Genomic DNA, 24,197 nt, shown 5'->3' with positions numbered 1-24,197 from the left:
GTGAGAAGACGAACTGGGTCAGCTGCTGAGGGTGAAGGCGCGGTCCGTGGCGGACCAGGCGGCCCCGATCACGCCGGCCGTCTCGCCGAGCTCCGACAGCACGATCGGGAGGTTGCCGGTGGCCAGGGGCAGCGAACGGCGGTACACCGCGCCGCGGACCTCGGCGAGCAGCTGGTGCCCGAGTTGCGCCACGCCGCCGCCGATCACCACCATCCCCGGGTTCAGGAAGCTGACCAGCGACGCGACGACCTGGCCGAGTCGGCGCCCGCCGTCGCGGATGAGGTTGACCGCGCCGAAGTCGCCCGCCGCGGCGGCGCGGCCGACGTCACGGGCGGTGACCACGCCGCGGTCGGTGGCCACCTCGGCGAGGTGGGCCGAGCGGCCGCTGCGCGCCAGGGCCAGCCCGTCGCGGGCCAGCGCGGCCCCGCCGAAGTAGGCCTCCAGGCAGCCGACCTCACCGCAGGCGCAGGTCGGGCCGAAGTCGTCGAGCCGGATGTGCCCGATGTCGCCCGCCGTGCCGGCGACCCCGCGGTACACCTTGCCGCCGAGCACGATCCCGCAGCCGATCCCGGTGCCGATCTTGACGAACATCAGGTCGTCGGTCGACCGCGCGACCCCGGCGTGGCGCTCCCCGAGCGCCATCGCGTTGACGTCGTTGTCCACCGCCACCGGGCAGCCCCAGAGCCCGCCGAGGTGGTCCCGCACGTTGAACCGGTCCCAGCCGGGCATGATCGGCGGTGCGACCGCCATCCCTTCGGCGAAGCTGACCGGACCCGGCAGCCCGATGCCCGCCGCGACCAGCCGGCCGGGTGCCTCGTCCCGGATCTTCGCCGCGAGCTCGGCGACCCGCCGCAGCACCGGGTGCGGCCCCTGCCGGACGTCGCAGTCCTCGACGGCGTGCGCGAGCACCTCGCACGAAGCGTCGGTGACCGCCACGCCGACCGACGTCGCGCCGACGTCCACCGAGAGCACCCGCAAGTCGCCCGCGAGCCGGACCAGGGTCGAGCGCCGTCCGCCGCGGCTGGCCGACGGCCCCGCGGTCTCGACCAGCCCGACCTCGCCGAGCCGGGCCACCTCCGCGCCCACCCGGGCCCGCGGCAGCTCCAGCCGCTCCCCCAGCTCGACCCGCGACATCGGGCCCTCGTCCCGCAGCAGGGTGAGCAGCCGGGTCTGGTGCCGGGTTTCGACCATCGAGTGCTCCGTGCCGGATGCCGCGCTCATTCGCCTCAGCCTACTGCGTCGGTGCTTCTTCCCCGCCGAGCGCCGCTGGTCCGGGCGGTGGCGCCCCGGTCGCCCGGAGGCCGACGGCGCGCATCGGACGCGCGGATCGGGGATCGCGCGCCACGAAACGGATCCCGCCGGGTAGGCCGTCCGGGTGCACGCTCCCGGAATCGCAGTGGACTGGACCATCCGCACCCCGTGAACTGTTGACACGATCGAGAACCCGGCCATACCCTCCCCACATCCCCATTTGCACTCCCGTGTCCCCCTTCTCTCCCGGAAATACAACGTTGTAAGAATCCGCCCGGGTCGCTGACCTGCGGCTTCGAGAGTGAGGTTCCCGTGCCCCGCGGTCGAAAACTCCTCGCCACCCTCACCACGACACTGCTCGTCTTCGGGACGATGCTCGGCCTGAGCACCCCCTCGCAGGCCGCCGGTTCCCTGCCGTGCGACATCTACGGCGCCGCCGGCACCCAGTGCGTCGCCGCGCACAGCACCACGCGCGCCCTCTACTCGGCCTACGCCGGCAACCTCTACCGCGTGCAACGCGCTTCCGACCGCGCCGAAACGAACATCGGCCTGCTCGCGACCGGCGGGTACGCCAACGCCGCCGCGCAGGACTCGTTCTGCGCCGGCACGACGTGCACCATCACGGTGATCTACGACCAGTCCCCGCGCCACAACGACCTCACGGTCGAAGGCCCGGGCACCGCGGGCGGGCAGGACGTCGCCGCGATCGCGTCCGCGCTGCCGGTCACCGCGGGCGGGCACAAGGTCTACGGCGTCTACATCTCCCCCGGCACCGGGTACCGGCACTACGTCGGCGCCGGCGTCGCGGTCAACGGCCAGCCCGAGGGCATGTACATGGTCGCCAGCGGCACGCACGTCAACGGCGGCTGCTGCTTCGACTACGGCAACGTCGAGGCGCAGATCGCCGACACCGGCAACGGCCACATGGACGCCGTCAACCTCGGCACCACGTGCTACTTCCCGCCGTGCACCGGGATCGGCCCGTGGGTGGCGGGCGACCTCGAAAACGGGCTGTTCCAAGGGAACCGCTCCAACACCGCCAACCGCGGCAACGCGACCCCGTTCGTCACCGCGCTGCTGAAGAACAACGGCCAGACCACGTTCGCGCTCAAGGGCGGCAACTCCCAGAGCGGCGACCTCACCACCTGGTACAACGGCGCGCTGCCCTCAGGCGGGTACACGCCGATGCACCAGGAGGGCTCGATCGTGCTCGGCACCGGCGGCGACAACAGCAACGCGTCCATCGGCTCGTTCTTCGAAGGCGTGATGACCGCGGGCTACCCGACCGACGCCGCGGACGACGCCGTCCAGTCCAATGTCGTCTCCGTCGGGTACACCGGGTCCACCGGGACACCGCCGTACGCGGCCACGGTTTCCGGCCCCGGAGGCAAGTGCCTGGACGTCGCCGGCGACGACACCGGCGGCAACGGCACCGCCGTGCAGCTGTGGGACTGCCAGGCAAACGCCTCCGACCAGCGCTGGGCGCACAACGCGGATTCCTCACTGTCCACTTTGGGCCGCTGCCTCGACGTCACCGGCAACGGCACGGCGGCCGGCGCGCTCCTGGAGCTGTGGGACTGCAACGGTGTCGGCGGCCAGAAGTGGGTGCAGCAGGCCGACGGCTCGCTGCGCAACCCGCAGTCCGGCCGGTGCGTCGACTCGCCGAACGGCGCCACCGCCAACGGCACCCGCCTGCAGATCTGGGACTGCAACGCCGCCGCGGCGCAGAAGTTCTCCGTCACCGGCGGCGGTCCGATCACCGGCCCCGGCGGCAAGTGCGTCGACGTGGCCGGCGACGACCACGGCGCGAACGGGACCGCGGTGCAGCTGTGGGACTGCCAGTCCTTCGCGGTGGACCAGCACTGGTTCCACCCGTCGAACGGCGCGTTGCGCACCTTGGGCCGCTGCCTGGACATCGTCGGCAACGGCACGGCGAACGGCGCCCAAGTCGAACTGTGGGACTGCAACGGCGTCGGCGGCCAGGGGTGGACGCAGCAGGCCGACGGCTCCCTGCGCAACCCCCAGTCCGGCCGCTGCCTCGACTCGCCGAACGGCGCGACGGGCAACGGGACGCGGCTGCAGATCTGGGACTGCAACAGCTCGGCGGCCCAGCGGTTCCCGCTGACCTGAACCGCCCGCCCGGTGGGGACCGCACGGTCCTCACCGGGCGGGGTTCAGGCGCCCTCCACCGAACCCGGCGGCAGGAAGTCGACGTCGTGCAGTGCCGACAGCCGGACCACCTCGGCCGGGTCCGTCAGGTCGTGCAGCCGGTCGAAGAGCTGCGCGAGCCGCCCGGCCGGGCTCACCCAGAACAGTCCGCGGGTGATGCTCTCGCCGCGGTTGTAGTACGCGTGCGGGAGGCCCTTCGGCATCCGCACGGTGTCGCCGGGCCCCGCGGTCTCCCACTCGCCGTCGAGGTAGAGGGTGAACACGCCTTCCAGGACGTAGATGTGTTCGTCCTGGGTCGGGTGCACGTGCGGCGGTACTCCGGTGCCGGGCGGGTCGAGCGTCTCGAACGCGAAGCTCGACTCGCTCGCGGCCTTCAGGGAGTAGGTGTGGCCGAGCACGTTCCACACCTTGCCTTCCCCGGCCGGCGTGATCCCCTTCGGCAGCGGGCCCAGCACGATCTCCTCGCCGGTCATCGATCCTCCTGCTCGTCGTGACTGATCTCGGCCAGCCGCTCCTGGACGCGGGCGTGGCGGAACTGGTAGACGCCGCCGGCCTGCCGGAGGACGCCGCGGCGGTGGGCGTCGTCGAGGAAGTGCATGAGCCGCCAGGGAAGGCGGCCGGTCGCGGCGAGCCATACGTGGTGGACGAAGTAGTTGCCCCAGGCGCGCGTCACGAGGACAGCCAGACCGATGCCGCCGCCGAAGAAGACGCCGACCACGATCGGCAGCACCGGGTTCGTCGCCGCCGGGAACACCTGGCCGCCGGCGATCGCGCCCGCGAGGCCGTAGCAGACGGCGGCGACGCCGCGGGCCATGAACCACCCGAACGACGCGCCCGCCAGCCCGCCGGCGACGGCCAGCGCGAGGTCGTACCGGCCGCCCAGCACCGGCAGGAACCGCGTCTGCGCGGTGAACGCGAACGCCATCCCGTCGAACAGTCCCAGTGACACCAGGAAGGAGACGGACAGCGCGATCGCGCCGGTTCGTTCGTTGCGCAGGATCGTCCGCGGGCTCGACACGCGGCTGGCGTCGACCGGCGTCGCGAGCCACACGTGCACCGCGAACACCAGGCCGAACACGACCGCGAGGAAGACGACCAGACCGGTGGCCAGCGACCACCCCAGCCCGAGCAGGACTCCCACGACGGCACCGATCGCGAAGCGGCCGGCGAACTTCCCGGCGGCCCCGGCGAAGCGCAGTTCGGTGCGCAACGGCTCCGGCGCGCGCCCGAAGCGGTGGGTCAGGTAGCCGGCGCCGCCGAAGGAGAGGCCGTAGATCGCGGCCAGCGCCGGCCCGTCGTCGAGCTGACCCGTGACAACGAAGAACGACGCGATCAGCACGCCGATCAGGGCCGACCGGGTCCCGGCGGGCACCGCCCGGTAGAGCTGCCACCAGGCCAGGTCGCGGCTGCGCGTCCGTTCGAGGTGCCGGGCCAGGAAGCCCAGCCAGCGGGTCGCCTGCTCGGCCGTGTACCGCCCGGACGGGCTGGTCTTCGGGTTCCGCCCCGGCGACTGCGGCACCTGCGCGTAGGCGTTGGGGACGAACGAGTCGAGCAGCTGCCCTTCGAGGGCCGCCGCGTCTTCGGCCCCGAGCAGCTCCGCGGGATCCGCGCCCGGACGGCCGTAGCCGATCCGCGCGAGGTCGACCATCAACGGCGTCCGGAATACGCGGCCCAGGGCCGCGTCCGGATCCCGGCGCAGCCGCTCGGCCACCGGGAGCCAGCGGCCGCTGTCCCGCGCGGACAGGTAGGTGATCGCCTCTTGGCGGGCAACGGGTTCGAGCCGCACGACGGTCGCGGCGCCCAGCACCGGGCCGGCTTCGCGCGTGACCTGCTCGTACTCCGCCGACCGGCAGGTCAGCACCAGCGAGCGGCCCACGGCCATGGTCTGGTCCAGTGCGTCGAGCGCCGCGGCGCGCAGGTCGGTCGGCATCTCGTCGAGGCCGTCGAGGATGGGGACGACGTGCCCGCCGAGGACGAGCCGGGTGGGTGCGCCGGGCCCGTACTCGCGGGCGTTGAGCAGAGCCGGGTGGTTTTCGGCGAGCCGGCCCGCCAGCCACCGGTCGAGGTGTTCGCGCCGCGGATCCCACGACGCGAGCGAAAGCAGGACCGGGACCGGCGTCCCCGGAGTGCGAGTGCGCAGCAGCTCCAGCGTCAGCATCAGGGCGAGCACCGACTTGCCGGAGCCGGGATCGCCGAGCACGACCAGCTGCCGCTCGGGCAGCGCGGCGAACGTCTCCGCGATGTCGTCGAGGTCGCCGCGCCGGGCCGGCTTCCCCGCCCGCCCGGCCGCCGACCAGCGCAGGACGATCGGCTGCGGCCGGTGCAGTGACCGCAGTTCGGCTTCGGCGCGCCACTGCCACGTGACGGCTTCGGCCAGCTCGGTGACCGCGCGGTCGAAGTGGTGGTGCTCGGGCGGGGCTTCCGCCGCCGGCTCGGGATCGCTCGGGGTGGCCTCGGCGAGGATCTGCTCGTGGAGCCGGCGCAGGTCGGGGTTCGGGTCGACGCCGAGCTCGTCGGCCAGCCGCCGGCGCAGGCCGTGGAACAACGTCGAGGCCTCGGCGTAGCGGCCCTCCTTCGCGAGGGCGCGCATCAGGAGCAGGTGGGACAGTTCGCGCATCGGGTGCTCGCCGCAGAACTCGGTCAGCTCGCGGACGACCTCCCCCGTTTCGCCGAGCCGCAGCCGCCATTCGGCACACAGCTCCACGGCGTCGGCGCGCTGTTCGTCGAGCACCGCGGCCCGGCCGGCCAGCGTGGTCGTCCGCAGCCCGTCGAGCGCCGGGCCGCGCCAGAGGGCGAGCGCTTCGCGGATTTCTTCGACGGCGTCGACGAGCTTCGCCTGAGCGGCGAGCCCCCGCGCGGCCGTGACGTGGCGGCGGAACCGGAGCGAGTCGAGGTCGTCGGAGTCGGTCCGCAGGCGGTACCCGGGGCCGTCGGTGACGATCATCGCGCCGGTCTCGCCGAGCCGGCTCCGCAGGGCGGAAACGCAGTTGCGCACCTGCTTCACGGCCGTCGCCGGCGGCTCGTCCTCCCAGAGCGCGTCGATCATGCGCTCCACCGGGACGACCGAGTTGGGATTGAGCAGCAGGGCGGCGAGCGCGCGCTGCTGGCGCGGGCTCGCGAGGGTGACCCGGTCCCCGTACGCCCGCACTTCCAGCGTCCCGAGAATCCGGAACCTCATCGCATCCCCCTCGTCAGCAAGGCTACCGGCTTCGGAACGCGCAGGTGGCGCCCCGGATGCCGGCGCGAGGACGAAACGAGGACGGCCTCCGGAACCCTAGGGGCACGGCGAAAGAGGGGGACTGCCGGGGCGACCCGGTGGCGGGCGCGTCGTTGGGGGTCGCGCCCACCACCGGGACCGCCGGGCGAGCCGGTGTCAGCTCCAGATCGTCACGTAGACCGGTGGCCGGAACCGCGACGGCGGCACCCCGCTCCCCGGCGAGCGCATCACCTGCATCGCGGCCGGAGTGCCGAGGAAGTGGCGCAACGAATTGGCCGCCCCTGAACGGCGGTCCGTCGGCAACGTCGTCACGTGCCAGCACAGCGACATCGGCGTCCCGCGGGTCGGGACCACCGCCAGCTCGTGGCGGCGCAGCTGGGGCGCCACCAGGTGCTCCAGCGCCACCGACACCCCCACCCCGCTCGCCGCCGCCGACCAGGCCGCCGTCTGGTTGGGGAAGATCTGGATGCCTTCGTCCGGCACGCCCAGCCGGCGCAGCAGGCGGAGCGTGTCGCTGCCGGGGTCGGCGCCGGCCGGGTCGAGCAGCCAGCGCCAGTGCGCGGGACTGCCCTGGTGCCGGCTGTTCGGCGAGCCCACCACGACGAGCGAACCCCGGAAGACCGGGACGCAGTCGAGGCCCTTCGCCGCGTCGCCGGTCAGCTCGGGGCCGAGGGCGACGTCGGCGAGCCGGTTGGCGACCAGGACCGCCAGCTCCGTGGTGCGGGCCAGCCCGGCCGACGCGTCGATCGAGTTGCCCGAGCGCCGGGTGAACGCCTCCAGCAACGGGTTCGCCACGAACTCGGCGATCTCGCTGGTCACCGCCAGCTGCAGCCGCGCCGCGACGCCGTTGGCCTGCCGGACCGCGGCGTCCGCCTCCGCACCGAGCGCCACCATCTGCGAAGCGATCGGCAGCAGCCGGCTGCCGCCCGCGGTCAGCGTCATCCCGCCCGCGCGCTTGGTCAGCAGCTTGTCGCCGTGGTGCAGGCGGAGGGCGGCCAGCGCCTGTGACACCGCCGGCTCGCTCACGCCGAGGGCCTTCGCCGCGTCCGTGACCGAGCCGAGCCGGGCCACCAGGACGAACGCGTTGAGCTGGCCCAGTGTCATAGTCCCAGGTTCTCCGTCGCGCCGATCACGAGACAGTACAACTTAAGGGAAGCATTAATCGAGGGCCATCAAGGGAACGAACCGCTTCTAACCTCGGCTGATGGCCGATTCCGACGAGACCCTCCGGGTGCTGCGCGAGATCTGGGACGCCGGCGGGCGGAGCAGCGAAGACGTCGAAGAAGCGTGTGGGCCGCAGAAGGCGTGCAAGAACATGCGGGCGGTCGGCTTCGAGGGGCTCACCTCGAGCTGGCGGGACCAGCTGGCCGCCGAGGGCAAGCTCGACGCCGGCACGAGCACGGTCCGCGACCTCGTCCTCGGCCGCGACCCGCAACCGTGACGCGGGAGTACCCGGACACCGTCGCCGGCCTGACCGAGCGGCTGCGTGGCGCCGGCTACCTCGCCGACCGAGGCCTGGCCACCGCACTGCTCGTGGCCACCCGGCTGCACCGGCCGATCCTCCTGGAAGGCGAGGTCGGCGTCGGGAAGACCGAGCTGGCCAAGACGGTGGCGGCGGTGTTCGACCGCCGGCTCGTGCGGCTGCAGTGCTACGAAGGCATCGACACCGCGCAGGCGCTCTACGAGTGGGACTACGCCCGCCAGCTCCTGCACATCCGGGCCCTGTCCGCCCCGGACGCGGGCGAGCGCGTCGTGGCCGACCTGTTCGGCCCCGAGTTCCTGGTGGAACGTCCGCTGCTCACCGCCGTCCGCCAAGGGGCCGACGCCGTGCTGCTCATCGACGAGATCGACCGCGCGGACGACGAGTTCGAGGCGTTCCTCCTGGAGCTCCTGGCCGACTTCCAGGTGACCGTGCCCGAGATCGGCACGATTCGCGCGCCGAGCCCGCCCCTGGTCGTGCTGACCTCGAACCGCACCCGCGAGCTGCACGACGCGCTCAAGCGCCGCTGCCTCTACCACTGGATCGACTACCCGGCCGCCGACCGGGAGGTCGAGATCGTGCTGGCCCGCGAACCGGAGCTGCCCGAACTGCTCGCCCGCAAGGTGGTCGCGGCCGTGCACCGGCTGCGCGAACTCGACCTGGCGAAGCCGCCGGGGGTGGCGGAGACGATCGACTGGGCGCGGATGCTGCGTTTCCTCGGTCTGGACGAGCTGGACGCCGACACGCTCGGCGCGGTCGTCAAGGACCGCGACGACCTCGACGTCGTCCGCGCGAACCTGGCGGAGATCACCTCCGGTGGCTGAAGCCTTCGTCCCCCTGTTCGTCGGCTTCGCCCGCGCGCTGCGGTCCGCCGGGATCGCCGCCGGGCCGGGTGACGTCCTGACGTTCTGCCGGGCGACGGCCGTGCTCGACCCGGCCGATCTGTCCGATGTGTACTGGGGTGGCCGGGTCACGCTCCTGGGGCGCCACGAGGACATCCCGCGCTACGACGAGGTGTTCCGGCGGTACTTCCTCGGCGGCGACGCACCCCCTGAAGCGTTCCTGGCGGAGGTCGCCTCCGACGCCGTACTCGCCCTGCCCGACCCCGAGGGCGACGGACCCGAGCGGGAGGCCGAGGCGGTGCTCGGGCTCACCGCGTCCGACGTCGAAGCGGTCCGGGACAAGGCTTTCGGCGCGTGCACGCCCGGCGAGCTGGCCGCCATCCGCCGGATGATGGCCCGGCTGCGGCTCACCCCGCCACGCCGGCGCACCCGCCGGACGCGTCCCGCGCGCAAGGGCCCGATCCCCGACCTGCGCAGCACCGTGCGCGGGACGCTGCGCCGCTACGGCGAGATCGACGAGCTGCGGAGACGCCGTCGCCGCGTCAAGCTGCGCCCGCTCGTGCTGGTGCTGGACGTGTCGGGCTCGATGGCGGACTACTCGCGGCACCTGCTGCAGTTCGCCTACTCCGCGCGGCGCGCCGCCGCCCGGGTCGAGGTGTTCTGCTTCGGCACGCGGCTCACCCGGATCACCGACGAGCTGGGCGAGCGTGACGCCGACTTCGCGCTGGCGAAAGCCGCTCGCACGGTCGTCGACTGGGAAGGCGGGACGCGGATCGGCGACTCCCTGGCCGAGTTCGTGCGCCGGTGGGGCCGGCGCGGGCTCTGCCGCGGCGCGGTGGTGGTGATCTGCTCCGACGGCCTCGACCGCGGCGATCCGGAGGTGCTGGCGAACGCCGTCGAGCGGCTGTCGCGGCTGTGCCACCGGCTGGTGTGGACGAACCCGCACCGGCTCCCCGGCGCGGTGGGGATGCTCGTCGCCGCCCCGCACGTCGACCTCGTCGTGCCCGGGCACGACCTGCGCAGTCTGGAAGAGCTGGCGGCTTTGCTGCCACGGCTGGGATAGGAGGACGCGGATGCGCTGGAGCGTGGCGATCGAGGCGGCCGGGGACCGGGTGCTGACGCGAGAAGAGATCGTCGAGCTGGCCGACGCGGTCGCGGCGAGCGGCGGCATCGCGAGCGGGATCGGCACCACGCGCTACGGCGCGCGGCTGCTGGTCGAGGCGCCGGACCGCGCGACCGCCGTCGACGTCGCGACCCGGGACTTCGGCCGGGCGGTGGCGACCGCGGGGCTGCCGGTATATCCGGTGGTGCGCACGGAAGCGCTGGGCGAGGACGAATGATCCGGCTCGGTGCGGCGGCCGGCTACCCGTTCGAAGGACCACGGCTGCTCGGCGGCTGGACCCCGCCCGCGACGGCGGCGGTGTACGCCGTGCTCTACAAGCCGGACCCGGACGAGCGCCCGGACCGTTACGCCGTGGTCTACATAGGACACAGCGATGACCTGTCGCGGGAGCGGTTCCCGTTCCACCACGCCCGGGCGGCCTGCTGGATCAAGCGCGCCGGGTCGCGCTGGAAGGTGCACATCTGCACGTACGAGGCTCCCGGCGCGGGGCGGGCGCACCGGGAGCAGATCGTGCGGGAGCTGCTGGTCGTCTACCGCCCGCGGTGCAACACCGAGCAGTTCGAGCACGACTGGCCGGAGCACTGGATCGGCCACAGCCGTTAGCGTCGCGCGTCCGAGGTTCGTTGACGGCTCGGCGGCGAGTGCGAACGTCTTGAATGAGTCATTCAGGTCTTCGGAGGTCCTGAATGACTCATTCAAGACCTTGGGTCCGGGCTACCGAGCCGGACCCGGGTGGCTGCAATCCCGGTGCCGCGAAGACGGGCGATCGGGTGTCGGATACCGGGAGTTTCCGCCACTCGCGCCCGTACCAAGCCGGTCGCGACCGCCCGGTTACGTTCGAGCCGGTTGATCGCACAAGCTCTGAAACAGCTCTAGCTCGGGGTGAACCCCACCATTTCGTGCAGCCGCGAGCGTCGCGTACCCGACGCCGGTCGCGCGGGCGGCCGCTCCTCTGTCGGTGGCTGGTAGGTCGCGCCGACGACGATGTCCTCGGCCATCCCGTACAGCAGCGGCAAAGCGCCCGCCACCACGCCGCCCGTGCGGTTGATGTGCTCGACGCCCGGCACGATCAGCTCCGCGTGCGAGTTGATCTCGCGGACCTTCTCGGCGCAGTCCTCGAGGTTCGCCGCGATCCGGGCGAGCAGCGAGCCCACCCAGCACAGACACCCCGCGAGCACCGCGGTCAGCAGCACGATGTCGGCGACGGTAAGCACAACCATCATGACTTCACCTTTCCGAGCACCCGGCCGAGGAACAGGTGGTGCCGCAGCCCTTCGGCCAGGACCCCGTCGACGCGCCCGGCCGTCTCCGGGATGAGCGCGGTGTCGGACGTGTTCGAAGCTGCCGCGCGCAGCGTTCCGCGGATGCCCGCGACGCGCTCGTCGATGACGCGCACGTACCGGATCAGCAGGCTCAGCAACCCGGCGACCGCGAGCACCACCACGAACCCGGCCACGATGGCGATCCACCACAGCGTCTCGTCGGAAGAAGACACGTCAGCCTCCCAGGCGTTCCCGGCCGCGGCGCAGGCCGGCCGTGATGACCTCGGCGTGGTCGATGGTCGTGCGCAAGCCGCGCAGCGCCGCCGTGTGCCGCACCGCCGCCGCCAGCTCGTCGTCGATCAGTGGGGCCGCGCGGCCGATCGACCGGGCCAGCACCAGGATCGGCACCACCAGCGCGACGACGGCCAGCACGACCACCGCCCCGATCACGTACCCAACGATCCAGCCCGTCGTCATGGTCGCCTCCTCACACCGTCTCGCAGAAGTCGCGCACCGGTTTCAGGTCAGCGTTGACGCTCTCCAGCGCCCCGGGCACCGGCGCGGTGCGTTCGGCCACCAGCCGGACCCCGCCCAGCACGAGACCGAGCGTCTTCCGCACGTGCGCCAGGTGCAGGACGACGCGCAGCAGGCCGACGGCGGCGAACAGGATGATCAAGGCGGCGATGGCCAGGGTGACCCAAGCGGCTGCGGGCATGACCGTTTCTCCTTTCAGCCGAGCAGTTTCGCGACGCTGCCGGCGTACCGGGTCGCACCGGCGGACACTTCTTCGATCGTCGACGCGGTGAGCGCCAGCGCGGCCGGCACCGGCTCCAGCTGCCCGGCCAGGCGGCCGCCGCCGGCGAGGATGTCGTCGGCCGCGCCGCGGATGCGTTCGACGGCGGCGAGCACCCGGTTCAGCAGGGCGATCACCACCGGCAGCACGACGAACAGCAGCACGGCGTTGCCGATCCACCACAGGACCACGACGTCCTCCTCAAGCCGGATTGCTCTGGTAGGGCAGGAAGAACCGGCGGAAGACGCGGCGCAGGGCCATCAGCGCGGCCTGCACGCCGATCCGGAACCCGCGGGCGGGCGCCGCCCCGGCGACGAGCTCCTCGCCGCGTTCGACGCGGTCGATGCCGTCCTGCAGGTTCACCGCGAAGTCGCGCATCAGCACCGACGAGACGTCGGCGATCATGCCGCGGCCGTACTGCGCGGCGGCGCCGGAGACCTGCAGGTCCTGGTCGACGTCGACGCGGGTGCCCGTGCCGGAGCGCACGAGCGTCGCGGTGAGCGTCATGCCCGCCGTCCCGCGGCCCTTCTCTTCGGAGCCTTCGGCGTTGACGACGATCCGGTGGGCCGCGTCGTCGCGTTCGACGATCTCGGCGGTGCCGCGGAACCGCAGTGACACCGGGCCCATCCGGACGGCGACTCCGCCGCGGTAGCGCTCGTCGCCGAGGTCCTCGGTCAGCTCCGCGCCGGGCAGGCAGACGGCGACGCGCGGGACGTCGTCGAAGAACCGCCAGACCTTTTCGACCGGCTGGGCGACCTCGAACCGGTTGCGGATCAGCATCGGGAGTCCTTCCTCGCGTAGTTCGAGGGGTCCCGGCCGAACGCGTCGCGGCAGCCGGTGCAGCAGAAGTGGTAGGCCTGTCCCTCGTACTCCACCGGGTCGTCCCCCGGCATCACGGTCATCCCGCACACCGGATCGACCACCTCGGCGACCAGCGGCCCGGACCCGGCCCGGGACGCGCGGAAGGCGACCAGCTCGGCCAGGATCGCGACGGCGATCTCCCGGTGCGGCACCGCGCCGAGGTCGAGCCCGACCGGGACGCGCACCCGGTCCAAGTCGGCCCGCGGCACTCCGCGATCGGCCAGGTAGCCGAGCACGGCCTCGCCCCGACGGCGCGACCCGACCAGCCCGACATACACCGGTCCCGCACGCAGGGCGCCCTTGACCGCGTCTTCGTCGAAGTGCCCTTGGGTCGCCACCACGACCATGCTGCGGGGGCCGACGTCGTCGAACTCGGCGCGTCCGACCAGTTCGGCACACCAGCCGAGCACGGTGGCCAGGTCGACGAGCGTGCGCGCCATCGGCGACCGGCCGACGACCAGCAGGTGGGGCACCGGTTCGACCGGCTCGACGTAGATCTCCAGCGCGCCTTCGCTCTGGCACGCGATCGGCACGGCCGTCATCCCCTCCGGGACCGCCTCGCCGAACCGGCCGGACGTCCCGAGCAGCAGCAGCCGCGGTTCGCCGTCGGCGATCGCCTGCAGCGCCTCCCGGATCACGGCCGGTTCGGCGCAGGCCCCGCCGATCCAGCCGTCCAAGACGCCGTCGGCCGTGACGATCGCGCGGCAGCCCGCCTTGCCCGAGGACGGGCCCTGGCGCCAAACCACGGTGGCCCAGGCGAAGGCCTCGCCCCGGTCGGACAGTTCACGGGCCCGGTCGAGCAGGCTCCAGTCGTGCATCGCGATCCCTTCAGTCCGATGTACGGAGCGGCGGCATCCCGGACACGTCGCGGCGGTCCCGCAGCGCTTCCCAGACCCGGTCGGGCAGCACCGGCATGTCGATGTTGCGCACGCCGGTGTCGTCGATCGCGTCCATCACCGCGTTGACGAAGGCCGCCGGGCCGCCCACGGCCGCGCACTCCCCCACGCCCTTGGCGCCGATCGGGTGGTGCGGCGACGGCGTGACGACCTCGCTGTGCAGCTCGAACCCCGGCGTCTCCCACGCGGTCGGGAGCAGGTAGTCCATGTAGGTGGAGCCGATGCAGTTGCCCTCGGCGTCGTAGGTCATGAACTGCATGTTCGCCATCGCGTAGGCCTCGGTGAGCCCGCCCATGATCTGGCCTTCGACGATCATCGGGTTGATCCGCACGCCGCAGTCGTCGACGGCGACCAGGTTCAGCACGTCCCACACGCCGGTCTGCGGGTCCACCTCGACGGTGACGATGTAGACGGCGAACGGCCAGGTCAGGTTCGGCGGGTCGTAGTAGGCGACGTTCTCCAGGCCGGGTTCCATGCCGTCGGGCATGTTCCCGTACGCGGCCATCGCGCACTCCTGGATCGTCACGCCCCGGTCCGGCGCGCTGCGGACGTAGAACCGGCCCAGCTCCCACTCGACGTCCTCTTCGGACACTTCGAGCAGGTGCGCCGCGAGTTTCCTCGCCTTGGCGCGGATCTTGCGCGCCACCATCGCGGTCGCCGCACCGGCGACGGGCGTGCTGCGGGAGGCGTACGTGCCCATGCCGAACGGTGCGGTGTCGGTGTCGCCGTGCTCCACCACGATGTCGTCGGCCGGGATGCCCAGCTCGTGCGAGACGATCTGGGCGAACGTCGTCTCGTGCCCCTGTCCCTGGGACTGCGCGCCGATCCGCAGCAGCGCCTTGCCGGTGAGGTGCACCCGCAGCTCGGCCGAGTCGAACATCTTGATGCCGAGGATGTCGTACTCGCGGCTGTTGCCCGCGCCGAGCGGCTCGGTCATGGTCGAGATGCCGATGCCCAGCCGGCGGCCGCGACCGCGGGCTTCTTCCTTCTGCCGCAGGAAGTCCTCGTACCCGACGGCCTTGAGTCCGACGTCGAGGCACTTCTCGTACTGGCCCGAGTCCACCAGGAAGCCGTAGGGCGTGCGGTGCGGGAACTGGTCGTCGCGCACGAAGTTGCGCCGGCGGAACTCGGCCTGGTCGATCCCGAGGTCCTGGGCGGCCTGGTGCACCATGCGCTCCTGGAAGAACATCGCCTCGGTGACCCGGAACGAGCACCGGTAGGCGACCCCGCCGGGCGACTTGTTCGTGTAGGTGCCGCGCGCGGCCAAGTAGGCGTGCGGCACGTTGTAGCAGGCGAACGCCGAGTGCAGCAGGCCGATCTTGAACTTGCTGGGCTGGGCGTCGGCGAAAAAGGCGCCGTGGTCGGCCACCGCGTTCATCCGCACGCCGAGGATGCGGCCGTCGTTCGTCAGCGCCATCTCGCTGTCGAGGTACATGTCGCGGGCGAACCCGGTCGAGATCAGGTTGCCGGTCTTGTCCTCGATCCACTTCACCGGCCGTTCCAGCAGGATCGAGCAGAGGATCGAGCAGACGTACCCCGGGTAGACGGGCACCTTGTTGCCGAAGCCGCCGCCGACGTCCGGGGAGATGATCCGGATCAGGTGCTCGGGCAGCTCCGCGATCATCGCGACCGCGGCACGCACGATGTGCGGCGCTTGCGAGGTCAGGTAGACGGTGAGCTTCGACGTCGCCCGGTCGAAGTCGGCCACCGAGCCGCAGCACTCGATCGGCGACGGGTGCGAGCGCGGGTAGTGCAGGCGCAGCTTCGAAATCCGGTCCGCCTGCTCGAACGCGCGGTCGGTTCCCTCGCGATCACCGACTTCCCAGTCGTAGATGACGTTGTCGCGCTGGCCGGCCTTGTCGTCGCGGATCACCGGCGCGTCCTCGGCCATCGCCTGCTCGGGGTTGACGACCGGCGGCAGCGGCTCGTACTCGACGTCGATCGCGTCGCACGCGTCCTTGGCGATGTACGGGTCGTCGGCCACCACGCAGGCGACCTCCTGGCCCTGGAAGCGCACCTTGTCCGTGGCCAGCACGGCCTGCGTGTCGTAGGACAGCGTCGGCATCCAGGCGAGGTTGCGGGTCGCGGCCATCTCGCCGGTCAGCACCAGCCGCACACCCGGGATCTCCCAGGCGCGGCTGGTGTCGATCGACTTGATCCGCGCGTGGGCCAGCGGGCTGCGCAGGATCTCCATGTGCAGCATGCCGGGCAGCACGATGTCGTCGGTGTAGTTGCCCTTGCCGCGCAGGAAGCGGTTGTCCTCCACGCGGCGGCGGCTGGCCCCGAGCCCGCCGATCTTGTTCTCGTCCAGCGCTTGCGACACGTCACGCCTCCGGTTCGTCGCGCAGCCGGGCGGCGGCCCACAACACCGACTTCACGATGTTCTGGTAGCCGGTGCAGCGGCAGAGGTTGCCCGACAGCGCCCAGCGCACCTCGTCCTCGGTCGGATCGGGGTTCTCCGCGAGCAGTGCCTTCGCGGCCATCAGCATCCCGGACGTGCAGAACCCGCACTGCAGCCCGTGTTCCTCCTTGAAGCCCTCCTGCAGCGGGTGCAGCCCGCTCGGCGTCGCGAGGCCTTCGACGGTCGTCACCGCACGTCCGTCCGCCTGGACGGCGAGCATCGTGCACGACTTGACCGGCCGGTCGTCGACGAGCACCGTGCAGGCCCCGCAGTTGGTGGTGTCGCAGCCCAGGTGGGTGCCGGTGAGCCGCAGGCCCTGGCGCAGGAGGTGCGAGAGCAGGAGCCGGGGCTCGCACTCGACGACGCTGCGCCGCCCGTTCACGGTGACGGTGATCCGCCGCGCCGGGACGTCACCTTGGTCCGAATCCTCCTGGATGACCCGCACGCTCGTCATCTCACGCCGCCCTTTCCCCGGCCCGTTCGAGGATGCGCCGCACGAAGACGCGCACCATGTGCCGTTTGAAGTCCGCGGAGCCGCGGTGGTCGCCCTGGGGCCGCGCGGCCTGCGCGGCCAGCCCGGCGGCGTGGTCGATCACGTCGCCGGTCAGCGGTCCGCCGACGAGGGCCTGCGCCGCGTCGGCGGCCTCGATCGTCGCGGCGCCGACGCCGGTCAGCGCGATGCCGGCGCGGGTGACCGTGTCCCCGTCGCGTTCGATCGCGACGGCGACGCCGACGGTCGCGAAGTCCCCGACGCGCCGTTCCAGCTTGAGGTAGCCGCCGCCAGGGGTCCCGCGCGGTGCGGGAATGACGGCCTCGACCGCGATCTCGTCGTGGGCCAGGGCGTTCTGGAACGGGCCGTGCACGAAGTCCCGCACCGGGATGGTCCGGCGCCCGCCGGGGCCGGCGGCCACGACCGAGCCGCCGAGCGCGAGCACCACCGACGCCCAGTCGCCCTGCGGGTCGGCGTGGCACAACGAGCCGACGAGGGTGCCGCGGCTGCGCACCAGCGGGTCGGCGACCAGCCGCGCGGCCGCGGCCATCACCGGCTGGGTGCTCTTCAGCAGGGCCGAGCGCTCGAGGTCGCCGTGCCGGCACAACGCGCCGACGTGCAGGTTTCCGCTCTCGTCCACGTCGTGGCGGTCGAGGCCGGGCACGGTGTTGAGGTCCACCAGCAGCGTCGGCGAGGCGAACCGCAGCTTCAGCAGCGGCACGAGGCTCTGCCCGCCGGCCAGCACCTTCGCGTCCTCGCCGCCGTCGTGCAGCGTGCCGATCGCCTCGTCCAGCGAGCGAGGCGCCTCGTAGCGGAACCGGGTCGGGTACACGGTGTTCCCCTCAGCTTTCCGCGGGGTCGTCGGGTTCGGGCACGGCCACGGGCAGCGCCTCGTCCGTGGGGTCCGGCCGGGGCCGCTGGTGCGGGGGCCACGGCCCGGCGACCGGGCGGGCGGCGACCTTGAGGAAGTCGAGGAACTCCGGCCACGCGTGGACCGTCGGGCTGCCGCTGCCGGCCGGAGCGTCCTCGACCAGCTCGTACAGGCGCGGGTTGTCCCGGCTGTGCCCGTCGGACTCGATCCGCATCTCGCGCCCCGCTTCCGCCGTCGGTCCAGGTGGGAATCGATCTTTCACCCGCACTCCAGGTGCGACAACGCGCGATTAACCCTTTGCTTAAGGCGGTTGCGGTGCCGGTCCGCGCGGTGAACGATCGACCGCTATGCAGGTGCCCGCCCCGTTCGAGTACGAGCGCGCCACCAGCGTCGAGCACGCCCTGACGCTGCTGGAGAAGTACGGCCAGGCCGGGCGGGTCATCGCCGGCGGGCACAGCCTGATCCCGATGATGAAGCTGCGGCTGGCCCAGCCGGAGGTGCTCGTCGACATCAACGAGCTGGCCGAGCTGAGCGGAATCGACGCGACGCCGTCGGCGCTGTGGATCGGCGCGCTCGCCCGGCACGCCGACCTGCTCGCCTCCCCCGAGGCCGGGACGCTGTTCCCGGTGTTGCACGACGCCGAACGCGTCATCGCGGACCCGATCGTGCGCAACCGCGGCACGGTCGGCGGCTCGCTGTGCCAGGCCGACCCGTCGGAAGACCTCTCCGCCGCCTTCGCCGCGGTCCGGGCCGAGGCCGTGATCCAGGGCGCGGCCGGCGAACGCGCCGTGCCGGTGCGGGAGTTCTTCGACGGCCCGTACGAAACCGCGGTCGGCACCGGCGAGCTGCTGACCGGCATCCGCGTCCCGATCCGGCCCGGGACGGGCAGCGCCTACGCGAAGGTCGGCCGGCGCGCGGGCGACTGGGCGGTCGCCGCGGCCGCCGCGGTGCTCACCCTGGACGGCGACACGATCGACGAAGCCGGGATCGGGCTGACCGCCGTCGGAGCACCGCAGTTCGTCGCCGCCGAGGCGGAAGACTTCCTCCGCGGCGGAGCGGCCACCGCCGAACGGTTCGCCAAGGCGGGCGCGATCGCGGCCGAGCACTGCCGGCCCGCCGCCGACCAGCGCGGCCCGGTGGACTACAAACGCCACCTCGTCGCCGTCCTCACCACGCGCGCGCTCGCGCTCGCCCTGACCCGCGCGGAGGCCTGACGTGGACATCACCGTGACCGTCAACGACGAGCGGCACCGCCGTTCGGTGGAGCCGCGGCTGCTGCTGGTCCACTTCCTCCGCGACGACCTGGGGCTGACCGGCACGCACTGGGGGTGCGACACTTCGAACTGCGGAGCCTGCGTGGTGTGGCTCGACGACGTCCCGGTCAAGTCGTGCACGGTGCTGGCCGCGATGGCCGACGGCAAGCGGGTCCGCACCGTGGAGGACCTCGACGCCGGCGCCGCGCTCGACCCGGTGCAGCAGGGTTTCGTCGCCTGCCACGGGATCCAGTGCGGCTTCTGCACCCCCGGGATGCTGATGACCGCGCGCTGGCTGCTCGACCGCGACCCGGACCCCGGCGAAGACGTCATCCGCGAAGCCATTTCGGGCCAGTTGTGCCGCTGCACCGGCTACGAAAACATCGTCCGTTCCATCCGCTGGGCGGCCGAAAACCCGGAAGGCGAACGATGACCGGCGGCTTCGGCTCGCGGACGCGCAAGGAGGACGCCCGGTTCGTCCGCGGCCGCGGCACCTTCGTCGACGACCTCGTCCGGCCCGGCCTGCTGCACGGCGCCGTCCTGCGCAGCCCGCACGCGCACGCCCGGATCGTCTCCGTCGACACCAGCGCGGCCGAAGCGCATCCGAAGGTGCGGCTGGTGCTGACCGGCGCGATGCTCGCCGAGCGTGAGATGGCGTGGATGCCCACGCTCTCCCACGACGTCCAGGCCGTGCTGGCCACGGACAAGGTGCGCTTCCAGGGCCAGGAGGTCGCGTTCGTCGTCGCCGAGGACCGGTACTCCGCGCGCGACGCGCTGGAGCTGATCGACGTGGAGTACGAGCCGCTGCCCGCGGTCGTCGACGCGCTCACCGCGCTGGCCCCGGACACCCCGGTGATCCGCGACGACCTGGGCCGCACCGACAACCGCGTGTTCGACTGGGCCGCCGGCGACGCCGAAGCGACCGACGCCGCGTTCGCGCGCGCGGACGTCGTCGTCGGGCAGGACATGCTCTACCCGCGGGTGCACCCGGCTCCGCTGGAGACGTGCGGCGCGGTCGCCGAGGTCGACGCGATCAGCGGGAAGCTCACCGTGTGGTCGACCGCGCAGGCCCCGCACGCGCACCGGCTGATGTACTCGCGGGTCACCGGCCTGCCCGAGCACCGGATCCGGGTGGTGGCCCCGGACATCGGCGGCGGATTCGGCAACAAGGTCGTCGTGTACCCGGGATACCTCTGCGCGGCAGCTGCCGCGATGCGCACCGGACGGCCGGTGAAGTGGGTCGAGGACCGGTCGGAAAACCTGATGAGCACGTCGTTCGCCCGCGACTACCACATGCACGGCGAGATCGCCGCCACCCGCGACGGCAAGCTGCTCGGCCTGCGGGTGCGGGTGCTCGCCGACCACGGCGCGTTCAACGGCACCGCCCAGCCGGCGAAGTTCCCCGCCGGGTTCTTCCACGTCTTCACCGGCTCCTACGACCTGCCCGCGGCGCACTGTTCCGTCACCGGCGTCTACACGAACAAGGCGCCCGGCGGCGTCGCCTACGCGTGCTCGTTCCGGATCACCGAAGCGGTCTACGTCGTCGAGCGGATGATGGACGTGCTCGCGCGCGAGCTGGACGTCGACCCGGCTTCGTTGCGGGAGCGGAACCTGCTGCGGCCCGAGCAGTTCCCGTACACGTGCGCGACCGGGTGGAACTACGACTCCGGCGACTACCCGCGGGCCCTGTCCCTGGCGCTCGAGATGGCCGGGTACGCCGAACTGCGTCGCGAACAAGCTTCGCGACGGGAGCGCGGCGAGCTGATGGGCATCGGGATCAGCTTCTTCACCGAGGCGGTCGGCGCGGGGCCCCGCGAGCACATGGACATCCTCGGTTTCGGCATGGCCGACGGCGCCGAACTGCGCGTCCACCCGACCGGATCGGCGGTGCTGCGGCTGTCCTGCATGTCCCAGGGCCAGGGGCACGAGACGACGTTCGCCCAGCTGGTTTCCCACGAACTGGGGATTCCCGAGGACGAGGTCCAGATCGTGCAGGGCGACACCGACCAGACGCCGTTCGGGCTCGGCACGTACGGCTCCCGCTCGACCCCGGTGTCCGGCGCGGCGGCGGTGACGGTGGCCCGCAAGGTCCGCGAGCGCGCGCGGCAGGTCGCGTCCGCGATGCTGGAGGTCGATCCCGGCGACCTGGAGTGGGAACGCGGACGCTGGTTCGTCCGCGGCGTCCCCGACCGCGGCCACACGATCCGCGAGATCGCGCTGGCGGCGCACTCGAACCTGGCGCTGCCCGAGGGCGTGGAAGGCCACCTCGACGCGACGACGGTGTACAGCCCGCCGAACCTGACGTTTCCTTTCGGCGCTTACGTTTGCGTGGTCGACGTCGACGCGGAGACGGGTCAGGTGCGGGTGCGCCGGTTCGTGGCGGTGGACGACTGCGGCGTCCGCATCAACCCGGCGATCGTGAACGGCCAGGTCCACCGGGGGCTCGCCGACGGCATCGGGATGGCGCTGATGGAACTGGTCGCGTTCGACCCCGACGGCAACCACCTGGGCGGCTCGTTCATGGACTACCTGCTGCCGACCGCGCTCGAGTGCCCGTCGTGGGAGCTGGGCGAGACGGTGACCCCGTCCCCCCACCACCCGATCGGCGCGAAGGGCATCGGCGAGTCGGCCACGGTCGGCTCGCCGGCGGCGGTGGTCAACGCGGTGGTGGACGCGCTGGCGCCGTACGGCGTCCGTCACGCGGACATGCCCTTGACGCCGGCCGCGGTGTGGCGCGCAATGCGCGGTACCCCGTTGCGTGCTGATCTCGCGGTCTAGCCGTCGGTAGCATCGCGCCATGCCGGTGAACGACGAGCTCGTCCAGAAGTTCCTCGCGGTGGACACGACCGCCCTCTGCGATGTCGACAAGACGACCAGGGTGCTGCACAGCGCGATCCGCGCCCGCTCCGCCCAACATCGGATCTTCGGGCCCGCGTTCACCGTCCGCTGCCGCGACGACTTCCTCGGCGTGCTGCAAGCCATCGAATCGGCGGCGCCGGGCGACGTGATCGTGGTCGACGGCGGCGCGCGCGAGATCGCCCTCGGCGGCGAACTGTTCGCCCGCGGGGCCCTGGCCCGATCGCTCGGCGGCATCGTCGTGGACGGCGGCTACCGGGACATGGCCTACGTCGGCAGCTGCGAACTCCCGCTGTACAGCCGCTTCGTCACTCCGCTGTCCGGCACGGCGTCGAAGCTCGGCGAGCTGCAGGTGCCGGTCACCTGCGGCGGCGTCACGGTGAACCCCGGCGACCTCGTCCTGGCCGACGGCGAAGGCCTCATCGTGGTGGCTCCCGACCGGATCAGTGACCTCCTCGAAGGAGCGCTCGCGATCAAGACGGCCGAAACCGCGGTCATCGACCACCTCGACGCCGGAGGCACCCTCAGCGAGACGTTCGCCCTCGCCGAGCACGTCGGCGCGCTGAGCCGGGGCGAGCCGTCCGCGCTACGGCGCCGGCCTCGCTCCTGAGGTCAGTGCTCAGCGGGCGAGGAGCCCGAGGACCAGCGCGAGCGGCGGCCACACCTCACGTCCGCGACGGGTGCAGGCGAAGGCGCGTTGCCGCACGTCCGGACCGGCCAGCGGGAGCAGCGCGACCCCGGGCCTCGTGGTGCGGCCGGCCGGAAGCAGGCCGACGGCGGGCTCCGGGCCGGTCGCGATGAGGTCCTCCACCAGCTCCAGGCTGTCCGCGCGGTGCGTGACGCGCGGGGTGAACCGCGCCGTCGACGCCAGCCGGCGGATCACGTCTTCGTCGGCGCTGTTGCGGGAGTTGACGATCCAGCCGTGGCCGCGGAACACCTCGAAGACCGCCACGGTGTCCTCGCCCCGCGCACGGACCGCGTCGGCCGCCGGGACGCCGAGGCTCCACCGCGCCGTCCACAGTGGACTGACAGTGACCGCGGGGTCCGTGACGGCCGGGGCAAGGTCGTAGTCGTAGGTGAGGGCGAGGTCGATGTCGTCGGCCAGCAGCGCGGCGAAGGCCTCGTGCGGTTCGTACTCGCTGATCCGCAGCTGCACCCGCGGGTGGTGCTCGGCGAGCGCGGTGGCCGCCGGGAGCAGGGAGCGCCGCACGGCTGTGGCGAACCCGGCGACGCGCACGGTGCCGGCCGGTTCGGCCCCGGGGTCGAGGTCGGCGCGGGCGGCCTCCACGGCGGCGAGGATCGTCACGGCGTGCTCGGCCAGCCGCCGTCCCGCGGGGGTGAGCCGCACGCGACGGCCGTCCGGCTCGAGCAGCGGCGCGCCGGTTTCCTTCGCCAGCACCGCGATCTGCTGCGAGACCGTCGACGTCGTGGTGCCGAGCACATCCGCCACGGCGCGCATCGAGCCGTGGCGGGACAGTTCGAGGAGGAACTGGAGCCGGCGAGTGTCCATGATTCATGAACGATACATCCACGATCGGCACGTGGACACGAACGGTGCGGATCGGTTTTGCTGGGTTCGTGCGCTCCTCCACCCGTACCGGCGCGGCCTTCGCGGTCGCCGCCATGCTCTGCGTCCAGCTCGGTCTCGCCGTGTCCGTCGGCCTGTTCGACCGCATCGGCCCCGAGGGCGCGGCGTGGCTGCGCCTGGCGTGGGCCGGCGTGCTGCTGCTGGTCGTCGTCCGGCCACGGCCGTCGTCGTTCCGGCGGGCGACCTTCCTGGCCTGCTGCGGGCTGGGCGTGGTCACGGCGGGAATGACCATGCTGTTCATGGAGGCCGTCGCCCGCCTGCCGCTCGGCACGGCGAGCGCGCTGGAGTTCCTCGGCCCGCTCACCGTGGCCGTCACGCGCGGCGGCAAGAGGCTGTGGCCCGTCCTCGCCGCGCTCGGCGTCGTGTTGCTGACCGAACCGTGGCGAGGGGGCGCCGACCTGCTCGGCGTCGGCTACGCGCTCGCGTCGGCGGTGTGCTGGGCGGGCTACATCCTGCTGACGCAGCGGGTCGGCGACGAGGTGGCGGGCGTGCGCGGGCTTGCCGTGTCGATGCCGGTGGCGGGTATCGTGGCGACGCTCGCCTACGGGCCCGGCGTGTTCGGGCACCTGACCGGGGAGCTGCTGCTCATCGGCCTCGGGCTGGCGATCCTGCTGCCGGTCGTCCCGTTCAGCCTGGAGATGCTCGCCCTGCGGCGGCTGAACACCTCGGCGTTCGGGACGCTGATGAGCCTGGAGCCGGCCATCGCCCTGACGATCGGGCTCGTGGTGCTCCACCAGGTCCCGCACCTCGCCGCGGCGGCGGGCGTGCTGTTCGTCGTGGCGGCCGGGATCGGCGCGGAACGCACCGGGGCGCGGGAGCCGGTCACGCAGCCGGCCTAGGGGCG

At 72.5% G+C, this 24,197-nt stretch carries 27 protein-coding genes; 11 read left to right on the top strand and 16 right to left on the bottom strand.

What is annotated here, in order from left to right; genetic code table 11:
* Positions 1-18: 18 nt before the first annotated feature.
* On the bottom strand, positions 19-1,221 hold the full coding sequence (locus AB0M59_RS01325; protein ID WP_364606628.1) for an ROK family transcriptional regulator: 1,203 nt from the start codon (positions 1,219-1,221) through the stop codon (positions 19-21).
* A 342-nt stretch (positions 1,222-1,563) separates the two neighbouring features.
* On the opposite strand from AB0M59_RS01325, the gene AB0M59_RS01320 reads away from it, so the two are divergent.
* The gene (locus AB0M59_RS01320) at positions 1,564-3,381 is read left to right on the top strand and encodes an arabinofuranosidase catalytic domain-containing protein (protein ID WP_364606625.1); all 1,818 of its coding nucleotides are present in this window, start codon (positions 1,564-1,566) and stop codon (positions 3,379-3,381) included.
* Positions 3,382-3,425: 44 nt separating this feature from the next.
* Here AB0M59_RS01320 and AB0M59_RS01315 read toward each other — a convergent pair whose 3' ends face one another.
* The 3 genes from AB0M59_RS01315 to AB0M59_RS01305 all read right to left on the bottom strand — a co-directional run bounded on the left by AB0M59_RS01315 (position 3,426) and on the right by AB0M59_RS01305 (position 7,741).
* Positions 3,426-3,893, bottom strand: coding sequence for a cupin domain-containing protein (locus tag AB0M59_RS01315; RefSeq protein ID WP_364606622.1), 468 nt, complete (start codon positions 3,891-3,893; stop codon positions 3,426-3,428).
* Complete coding sequence (locus AB0M59_RS01310) at positions 3,890-6,598, bottom strand: BTAD domain-containing putative transcriptional regulator (RefSeq protein ID WP_364606619.1); 2,709 nt, start codon at positions 6,596-6,598, stop codon at positions 3,890-3,892. Before AB0M59_RS01310 ends, AB0M59_RS01315 begins: the two co-directional genes overlap by 4 nt.
* A 195-nt stretch (positions 6,599-6,793) precedes the next feature.
* Entirely contained in the window at positions 6,794-7,741 is a 948-nt protein-coding gene (locus tag AB0M59_RS01305) for a LysR family transcriptional regulator (RefSeq protein ID WP_364606616.1), read from the bottom strand.
* Between the two features lie 100 nt (positions 7,742-7,841).
* Here AB0M59_RS01305 and AB0M59_RS01300 point away from each other — a divergent pair, with 100 nt between their 5' ends.
* The 5 genes from AB0M59_RS01300 to AB0M59_RS01280 are packed head-to-tail and all read left to right on the top strand — an operon-like array spanning position 7,842 to position 10,685.
* Positions 7,842-8,078 (top strand): hypothetical protein, encoded by a 237-nt coding sequence (locus AB0M59_RS01300; protein WP_364606613.1) that lies wholly within the window; start codon positions 7,842-7,844, stop codon positions 8,076-8,078.
* On the top strand, positions 8,075-8,941 hold the full coding sequence (locus AB0M59_RS01295; RefSeq protein ID WP_364606610.1) for a MoxR family ATPase: 867 nt from the start codon (positions 8,075-8,077) through the stop codon (positions 8,939-8,941). Before AB0M59_RS01300 ends, AB0M59_RS01295 begins: the two co-directional genes overlap by 4 nt.
* Positions 8,934-10,022: a VWA domain-containing protein gene (locus tag AB0M59_RS01290; protein WP_364606607.1), complete on the top strand. Its 1,089-nt coding sequence runs from the start codon at positions 8,934-8,936 to the stop codon at positions 10,020-10,022. The genes AB0M59_RS01295 and AB0M59_RS01290 overlap by 8 nt, the downstream gene beginning before the upstream one ends.
* Positions 10,023-10,032: 10 nt before the next feature.
* Positions 10,033-10,299 carry a hypothetical protein gene (locus tag AB0M59_RS01285; protein ID WP_364606604.1) on the top strand — a complete coding sequence of 89 codons (267 nt, stop codon included), beginning with the start codon at positions 10,033-10,035 and terminating at the stop codon, positions 10,297-10,299.
* On the top strand, positions 10,296-10,685 hold the full coding sequence (locus tag AB0M59_RS01280; protein WP_364606601.1) for a hypothetical protein: 390 nt from the start codon (positions 10,296-10,298) through the stop codon (positions 10,683-10,685). The genes AB0M59_RS01285 and AB0M59_RS01280 overlap by 4 nt, the downstream gene beginning before the upstream one ends.
* Positions 10,686-10,954: 269 nt before the next feature.
* On the opposite strand, the gene AB0M59_RS01275 is transcribed toward AB0M59_RS01280, so the two are convergent.
* From AB0M59_RS01275 to AB0M59_RS01225, 11 genes are read right to left on the bottom strand one after another with little or no spacing between them, the layout of a single operon-like run.
* Positions 10,955-11,305: a hypothetical protein gene (locus AB0M59_RS01275; protein WP_364606598.1), complete on the bottom strand. Its 351-nt coding sequence runs from the start codon at positions 11,303-11,305 to the stop codon at positions 10,955-10,957.
* Positions 11,302-11,577: a hypothetical protein gene (locus AB0M59_RS01270; protein WP_364606595.1), complete on the bottom strand. Its 276-nt coding sequence runs from the start codon at positions 11,575-11,577 to the stop codon at positions 11,302-11,304. The genes AB0M59_RS01275 and AB0M59_RS01270 overlap by 4 nt, the downstream gene beginning before the upstream one ends.
* Before the next feature lies 1 nt (position 11,578).
* Positions 11,579-11,821, bottom strand: coding sequence for a hypothetical protein (locus tag AB0M59_RS01265; RefSeq protein ID WP_364606592.1), 243 nt, complete (start codon positions 11,819-11,821; stop codon positions 11,579-11,581).
* Between the two features lie 10 nt (positions 11,822-11,831).
* Positions 11,832-12,059, bottom strand: a complete 228-nt coding sequence (locus AB0M59_RS01260) for a hypothetical protein (protein WP_364606590.1) — start codon at positions 12,057-12,059, stop codon at positions 11,832-11,834.
* Positions 12,060-12,073: 14 nt separating this feature from the next.
* Positions 12,074-12,328 (bottom strand): hypothetical protein, encoded by a 255-nt coding sequence (locus AB0M59_RS01255; protein WP_364606587.1) that lies wholly within the window; start codon positions 12,326-12,328, stop codon positions 12,074-12,076.
* A 10-nt stretch (positions 12,329-12,338) separates the two neighbouring features.
* A complete protein-coding gene (locus tag AB0M59_RS01250) occupies positions 12,339-12,917 on the bottom strand; it encodes an SRPBCC family protein (RefSeq protein ID WP_364606584.1) in 579 nt (192 codons plus the stop codon).
* Entirely contained in the window at positions 12,911-13,816 is a 906-nt protein-coding gene (locus tag AB0M59_RS01245; RefSeq protein WP_364606581.1) for an XdhC family protein, read from the bottom strand. The genes AB0M59_RS01250 and AB0M59_RS01245 overlap by 7 nt, the downstream gene beginning before the upstream one ends.
* Positions 13,817-13,826: 10 nt before the next feature.
* The gene (locus AB0M59_RS01240) at positions 13,827-16,217 is read right to left on the bottom strand and encodes an aerobic carbon-monoxide dehydrogenase large subunit (RefSeq protein WP_364606578.1); all 2,391 of its coding nucleotides are present in this window, start codon (positions 16,215-16,217) and stop codon (positions 13,827-13,829) included.
* Position 16,218: 1 nt separating this feature from the next.
* On the bottom strand, positions 16,219-16,749 hold the full coding sequence (locus AB0M59_RS01235; protein WP_364606575.1) for a (2Fe-2S)-binding protein: 531 nt from the start codon (positions 16,747-16,749) through the stop codon (positions 16,219-16,221).
* Between the two features lies 1 nt (position 16,750).
* Positions 16,751-17,617 carry a xanthine dehydrogenase family protein subunit M gene (locus AB0M59_RS01230; protein ID WP_364606573.1) on the bottom strand — a complete coding sequence of 289 codons (867 nt, stop codon included), beginning with the start codon at positions 17,615-17,617 and terminating at the stop codon, positions 16,751-16,753.
* A 10-nt stretch (positions 17,618-17,627) separates the two neighbouring features.
* Entirely contained in the window at positions 17,628-17,870 is a 243-nt protein-coding gene (locus AB0M59_RS01225; RefSeq protein WP_364606570.1) for a hypothetical protein, read from the bottom strand.
* Between the two features lie 133 nt (positions 17,871-18,003).
* On the opposite strand from AB0M59_RS01225, the gene AB0M59_RS01220 reads away from it, so the two are divergent.
* From AB0M59_RS01220 to AB0M59_RS01205, 4 genes are read left to right on the top strand one after another with little or no spacing between them, the layout of a single operon-like run.
* Positions 18,004-18,870 carry a xanthine dehydrogenase family protein subunit M gene (locus AB0M59_RS01220; RefSeq protein ID WP_364606567.1) on the top strand — a complete coding sequence of 289 codons (867 nt, stop codon included), beginning with the start codon at positions 18,004-18,006 and terminating at the stop codon, positions 18,868-18,870.
* A gap of 1 nt (position 18,871) precedes the next feature.
* Positions 18,872-19,342: a (2Fe-2S)-binding protein gene (locus AB0M59_RS01215; RefSeq protein WP_364606564.1), complete on the top strand. Its 471-nt coding sequence runs from the start codon at positions 18,872-18,874 to the stop codon at positions 19,340-19,342.
* A complete protein-coding gene (locus tag AB0M59_RS01210) occupies positions 19,339-21,687 on the top strand; it encodes an aerobic carbon-monoxide dehydrogenase large subunit (RefSeq protein ID WP_364606561.1) in 2,349 nt (782 codons plus the stop codon). Before AB0M59_RS01215 ends, AB0M59_RS01210 begins: the two co-directional genes overlap by 4 nt.
* Positions 21,688-21,706: 19 nt before the next feature.
* Complete coding sequence (locus tag AB0M59_RS01205) at positions 21,707-22,375, top strand: RraA family protein (protein WP_364606558.1); 669 nt, start codon at positions 21,707-21,709, stop codon at positions 22,373-22,375.
* Between the two features lie 9 nt (positions 22,376-22,384).
* On the opposite strand, the gene AB0M59_RS01200 is transcribed toward AB0M59_RS01205, so the two are convergent.
* Positions 22,385-23,275 carry a LysR family transcriptional regulator gene (locus AB0M59_RS01200; protein ID WP_364606555.1) on the bottom strand — a complete coding sequence of 297 codons (891 nt, stop codon included), beginning with the start codon at positions 23,273-23,275 and terminating at the stop codon, positions 22,385-22,387.
* Between the two features lie 68 nt (positions 23,276-23,343).
* On the opposite strand from AB0M59_RS01200, the gene AB0M59_RS01195 reads away from it, so the two are divergent.
* Positions 23,344-24,192: an EamA family transporter gene (locus tag AB0M59_RS01195; protein ID WP_364606553.1), complete on the top strand. Its 849-nt coding sequence runs from the start codon at positions 23,344-23,346 to the stop codon at positions 24,190-24,192.
* Positions 24,193-24,197: the final 5 nt, after the last annotated feature.

Origin of the sequence: Amycolatopsis sp. NPDC051371 (assembly GCF_040682155.1) — a bacterium.
In the GTDB taxonomy this organism is placed as follows: domain Bacteria; phylum Actinomycetota; class Actinomycetes; order Mycobacteriales; family Pseudonocardiaceae; genus Amycolatopsis.
The sequence above is the reverse complement of the archived record's forward strand: the minus strand, read 5'-3'. Positions and strand labels throughout refer to the sequence as shown.

What these genes read in the sequence shown, in the direction of transcription:
- AB0M59_RS01325 (WP_364606628.1), bottom strand. Translation starts at nt 1,221, where the DNA reads ATGAGCGCGGCATCCGGCACGGAGCACTCGATGGTCGAAACCCGGCAC.
- AB0M59_RS01315 (WP_364606622.1), bottom strand. Translation starts at nt 3,893, where the DNA reads ATGACCGGCGAGGAGATCGTGCTGGGCCCGCTGCCGAAGGGGATCACG.
- AB0M59_RS01310 (WP_364606619.1), bottom strand. Translation starts at nt 6,598, where the DNA reads ATGAGGTTCCGGATTCTCGGGACGCTGGAAGTGCGGGCGTACGGGGAC.
- AB0M59_RS01305 (WP_364606616.1), bottom strand. Translation starts at nt 7,741, where the DNA reads ATGACACTGGGCCAGCTCAACGCGTTCGTCCTGGTGGCCCGGCTCGGC.
- AB0M59_RS01300 (WP_364606613.1), top strand. Translation starts at nt 7,842, where the DNA reads ATGGCCGATTCCGACGAGACCCTCCGGGTGCTGCGCGAGATCTGGGAC.
- AB0M59_RS01285 (WP_364606604.1), top strand. Translation starts at nt 10,033, where the DNA reads ATGCGCTGGAGCGTGGCGATCGAGGCGGCCGGGGACCGGGTGCTGACG.
- AB0M59_RS01280 (WP_364606601.1), top strand. Translation starts at nt 10,296, where the DNA reads ATGATCCGGCTCGGTGCGGCGGCCGGCTACCCGTTCGAAGGACCACGG.
- AB0M59_RS01275 (WP_364606598.1), bottom strand. Translation starts at nt 11,305, where the DNA reads ATGATGGTTGTGCTTACCGTCGCCGACATCGTGCTGCTGACCGCGGTG.
- AB0M59_RS01265 (WP_364606592.1), bottom strand. Translation starts at nt 11,821, where the DNA reads ATGACGACGGGCTGGATCGTTGGGTACGTGATCGGGGCGGTGGTCGTG.
- AB0M59_RS01260 (WP_364606590.1), bottom strand. Translation starts at nt 12,059, where the DNA reads ATGCCCGCAGCCGCTTGGGTCACCCTGGCCATCGCCGCCTTGATCATC.
- AB0M59_RS01250 (WP_364606584.1), bottom strand. Translation starts at nt 12,917, where the DNA reads ATGCTGATCCGCAACCGGTTCGAGGTCGCCCAGCCGGTCGAAAAGGTC.
- AB0M59_RS01245 (WP_364606581.1), bottom strand. Translation starts at nt 13,816, where the DNA reads ATGCACGACTGGAGCCTGCTCGACCGGGCCCGTGAACTGTCCGACCGG.
- AB0M59_RS01235 (WP_364606575.1), bottom strand. Translation starts at nt 16,749, where the DNA reads ATGACGAGCGTGCGGGTCATCCAGGAGGATTCGGACCAAGGTGACGTC.
- AB0M59_RS01225 (WP_364606570.1), bottom strand. Translation starts at nt 17,870, where the DNA reads ATGCGGATCGAGTCCGACGGGCACAGCCGGGACAACCCGCGCCTGTAC.
- AB0M59_RS01220 (WP_364606567.1), top strand. Translation starts at nt 18,004, where the DNA reads ATGCAGGTGCCCGCCCCGTTCGAGTACGAGCGCGCCACCAGCGTCGAG.
- AB0M59_RS01210 (WP_364606561.1), top strand. Translation starts at nt 19,339, where the DNA reads ATGACCGGCGGCTTCGGCTCGCGGACGCGCAAGGAGGACGCCCGGTTC.
- AB0M59_RS01205 (WP_364606558.1), top strand. Translation starts at nt 21,707, where the DNA reads ATGCCGGTGAACGACGAGCTCGTCCAGAAGTTCCTCGCGGTGGACACG.
- AB0M59_RS01200 (WP_364606555.1), bottom strand. Translation starts at nt 23,275, where the DNA reads ATGGACACTCGCCGGCTCCAGTTCCTCCTCGAACTGTCCCGCCACGGC.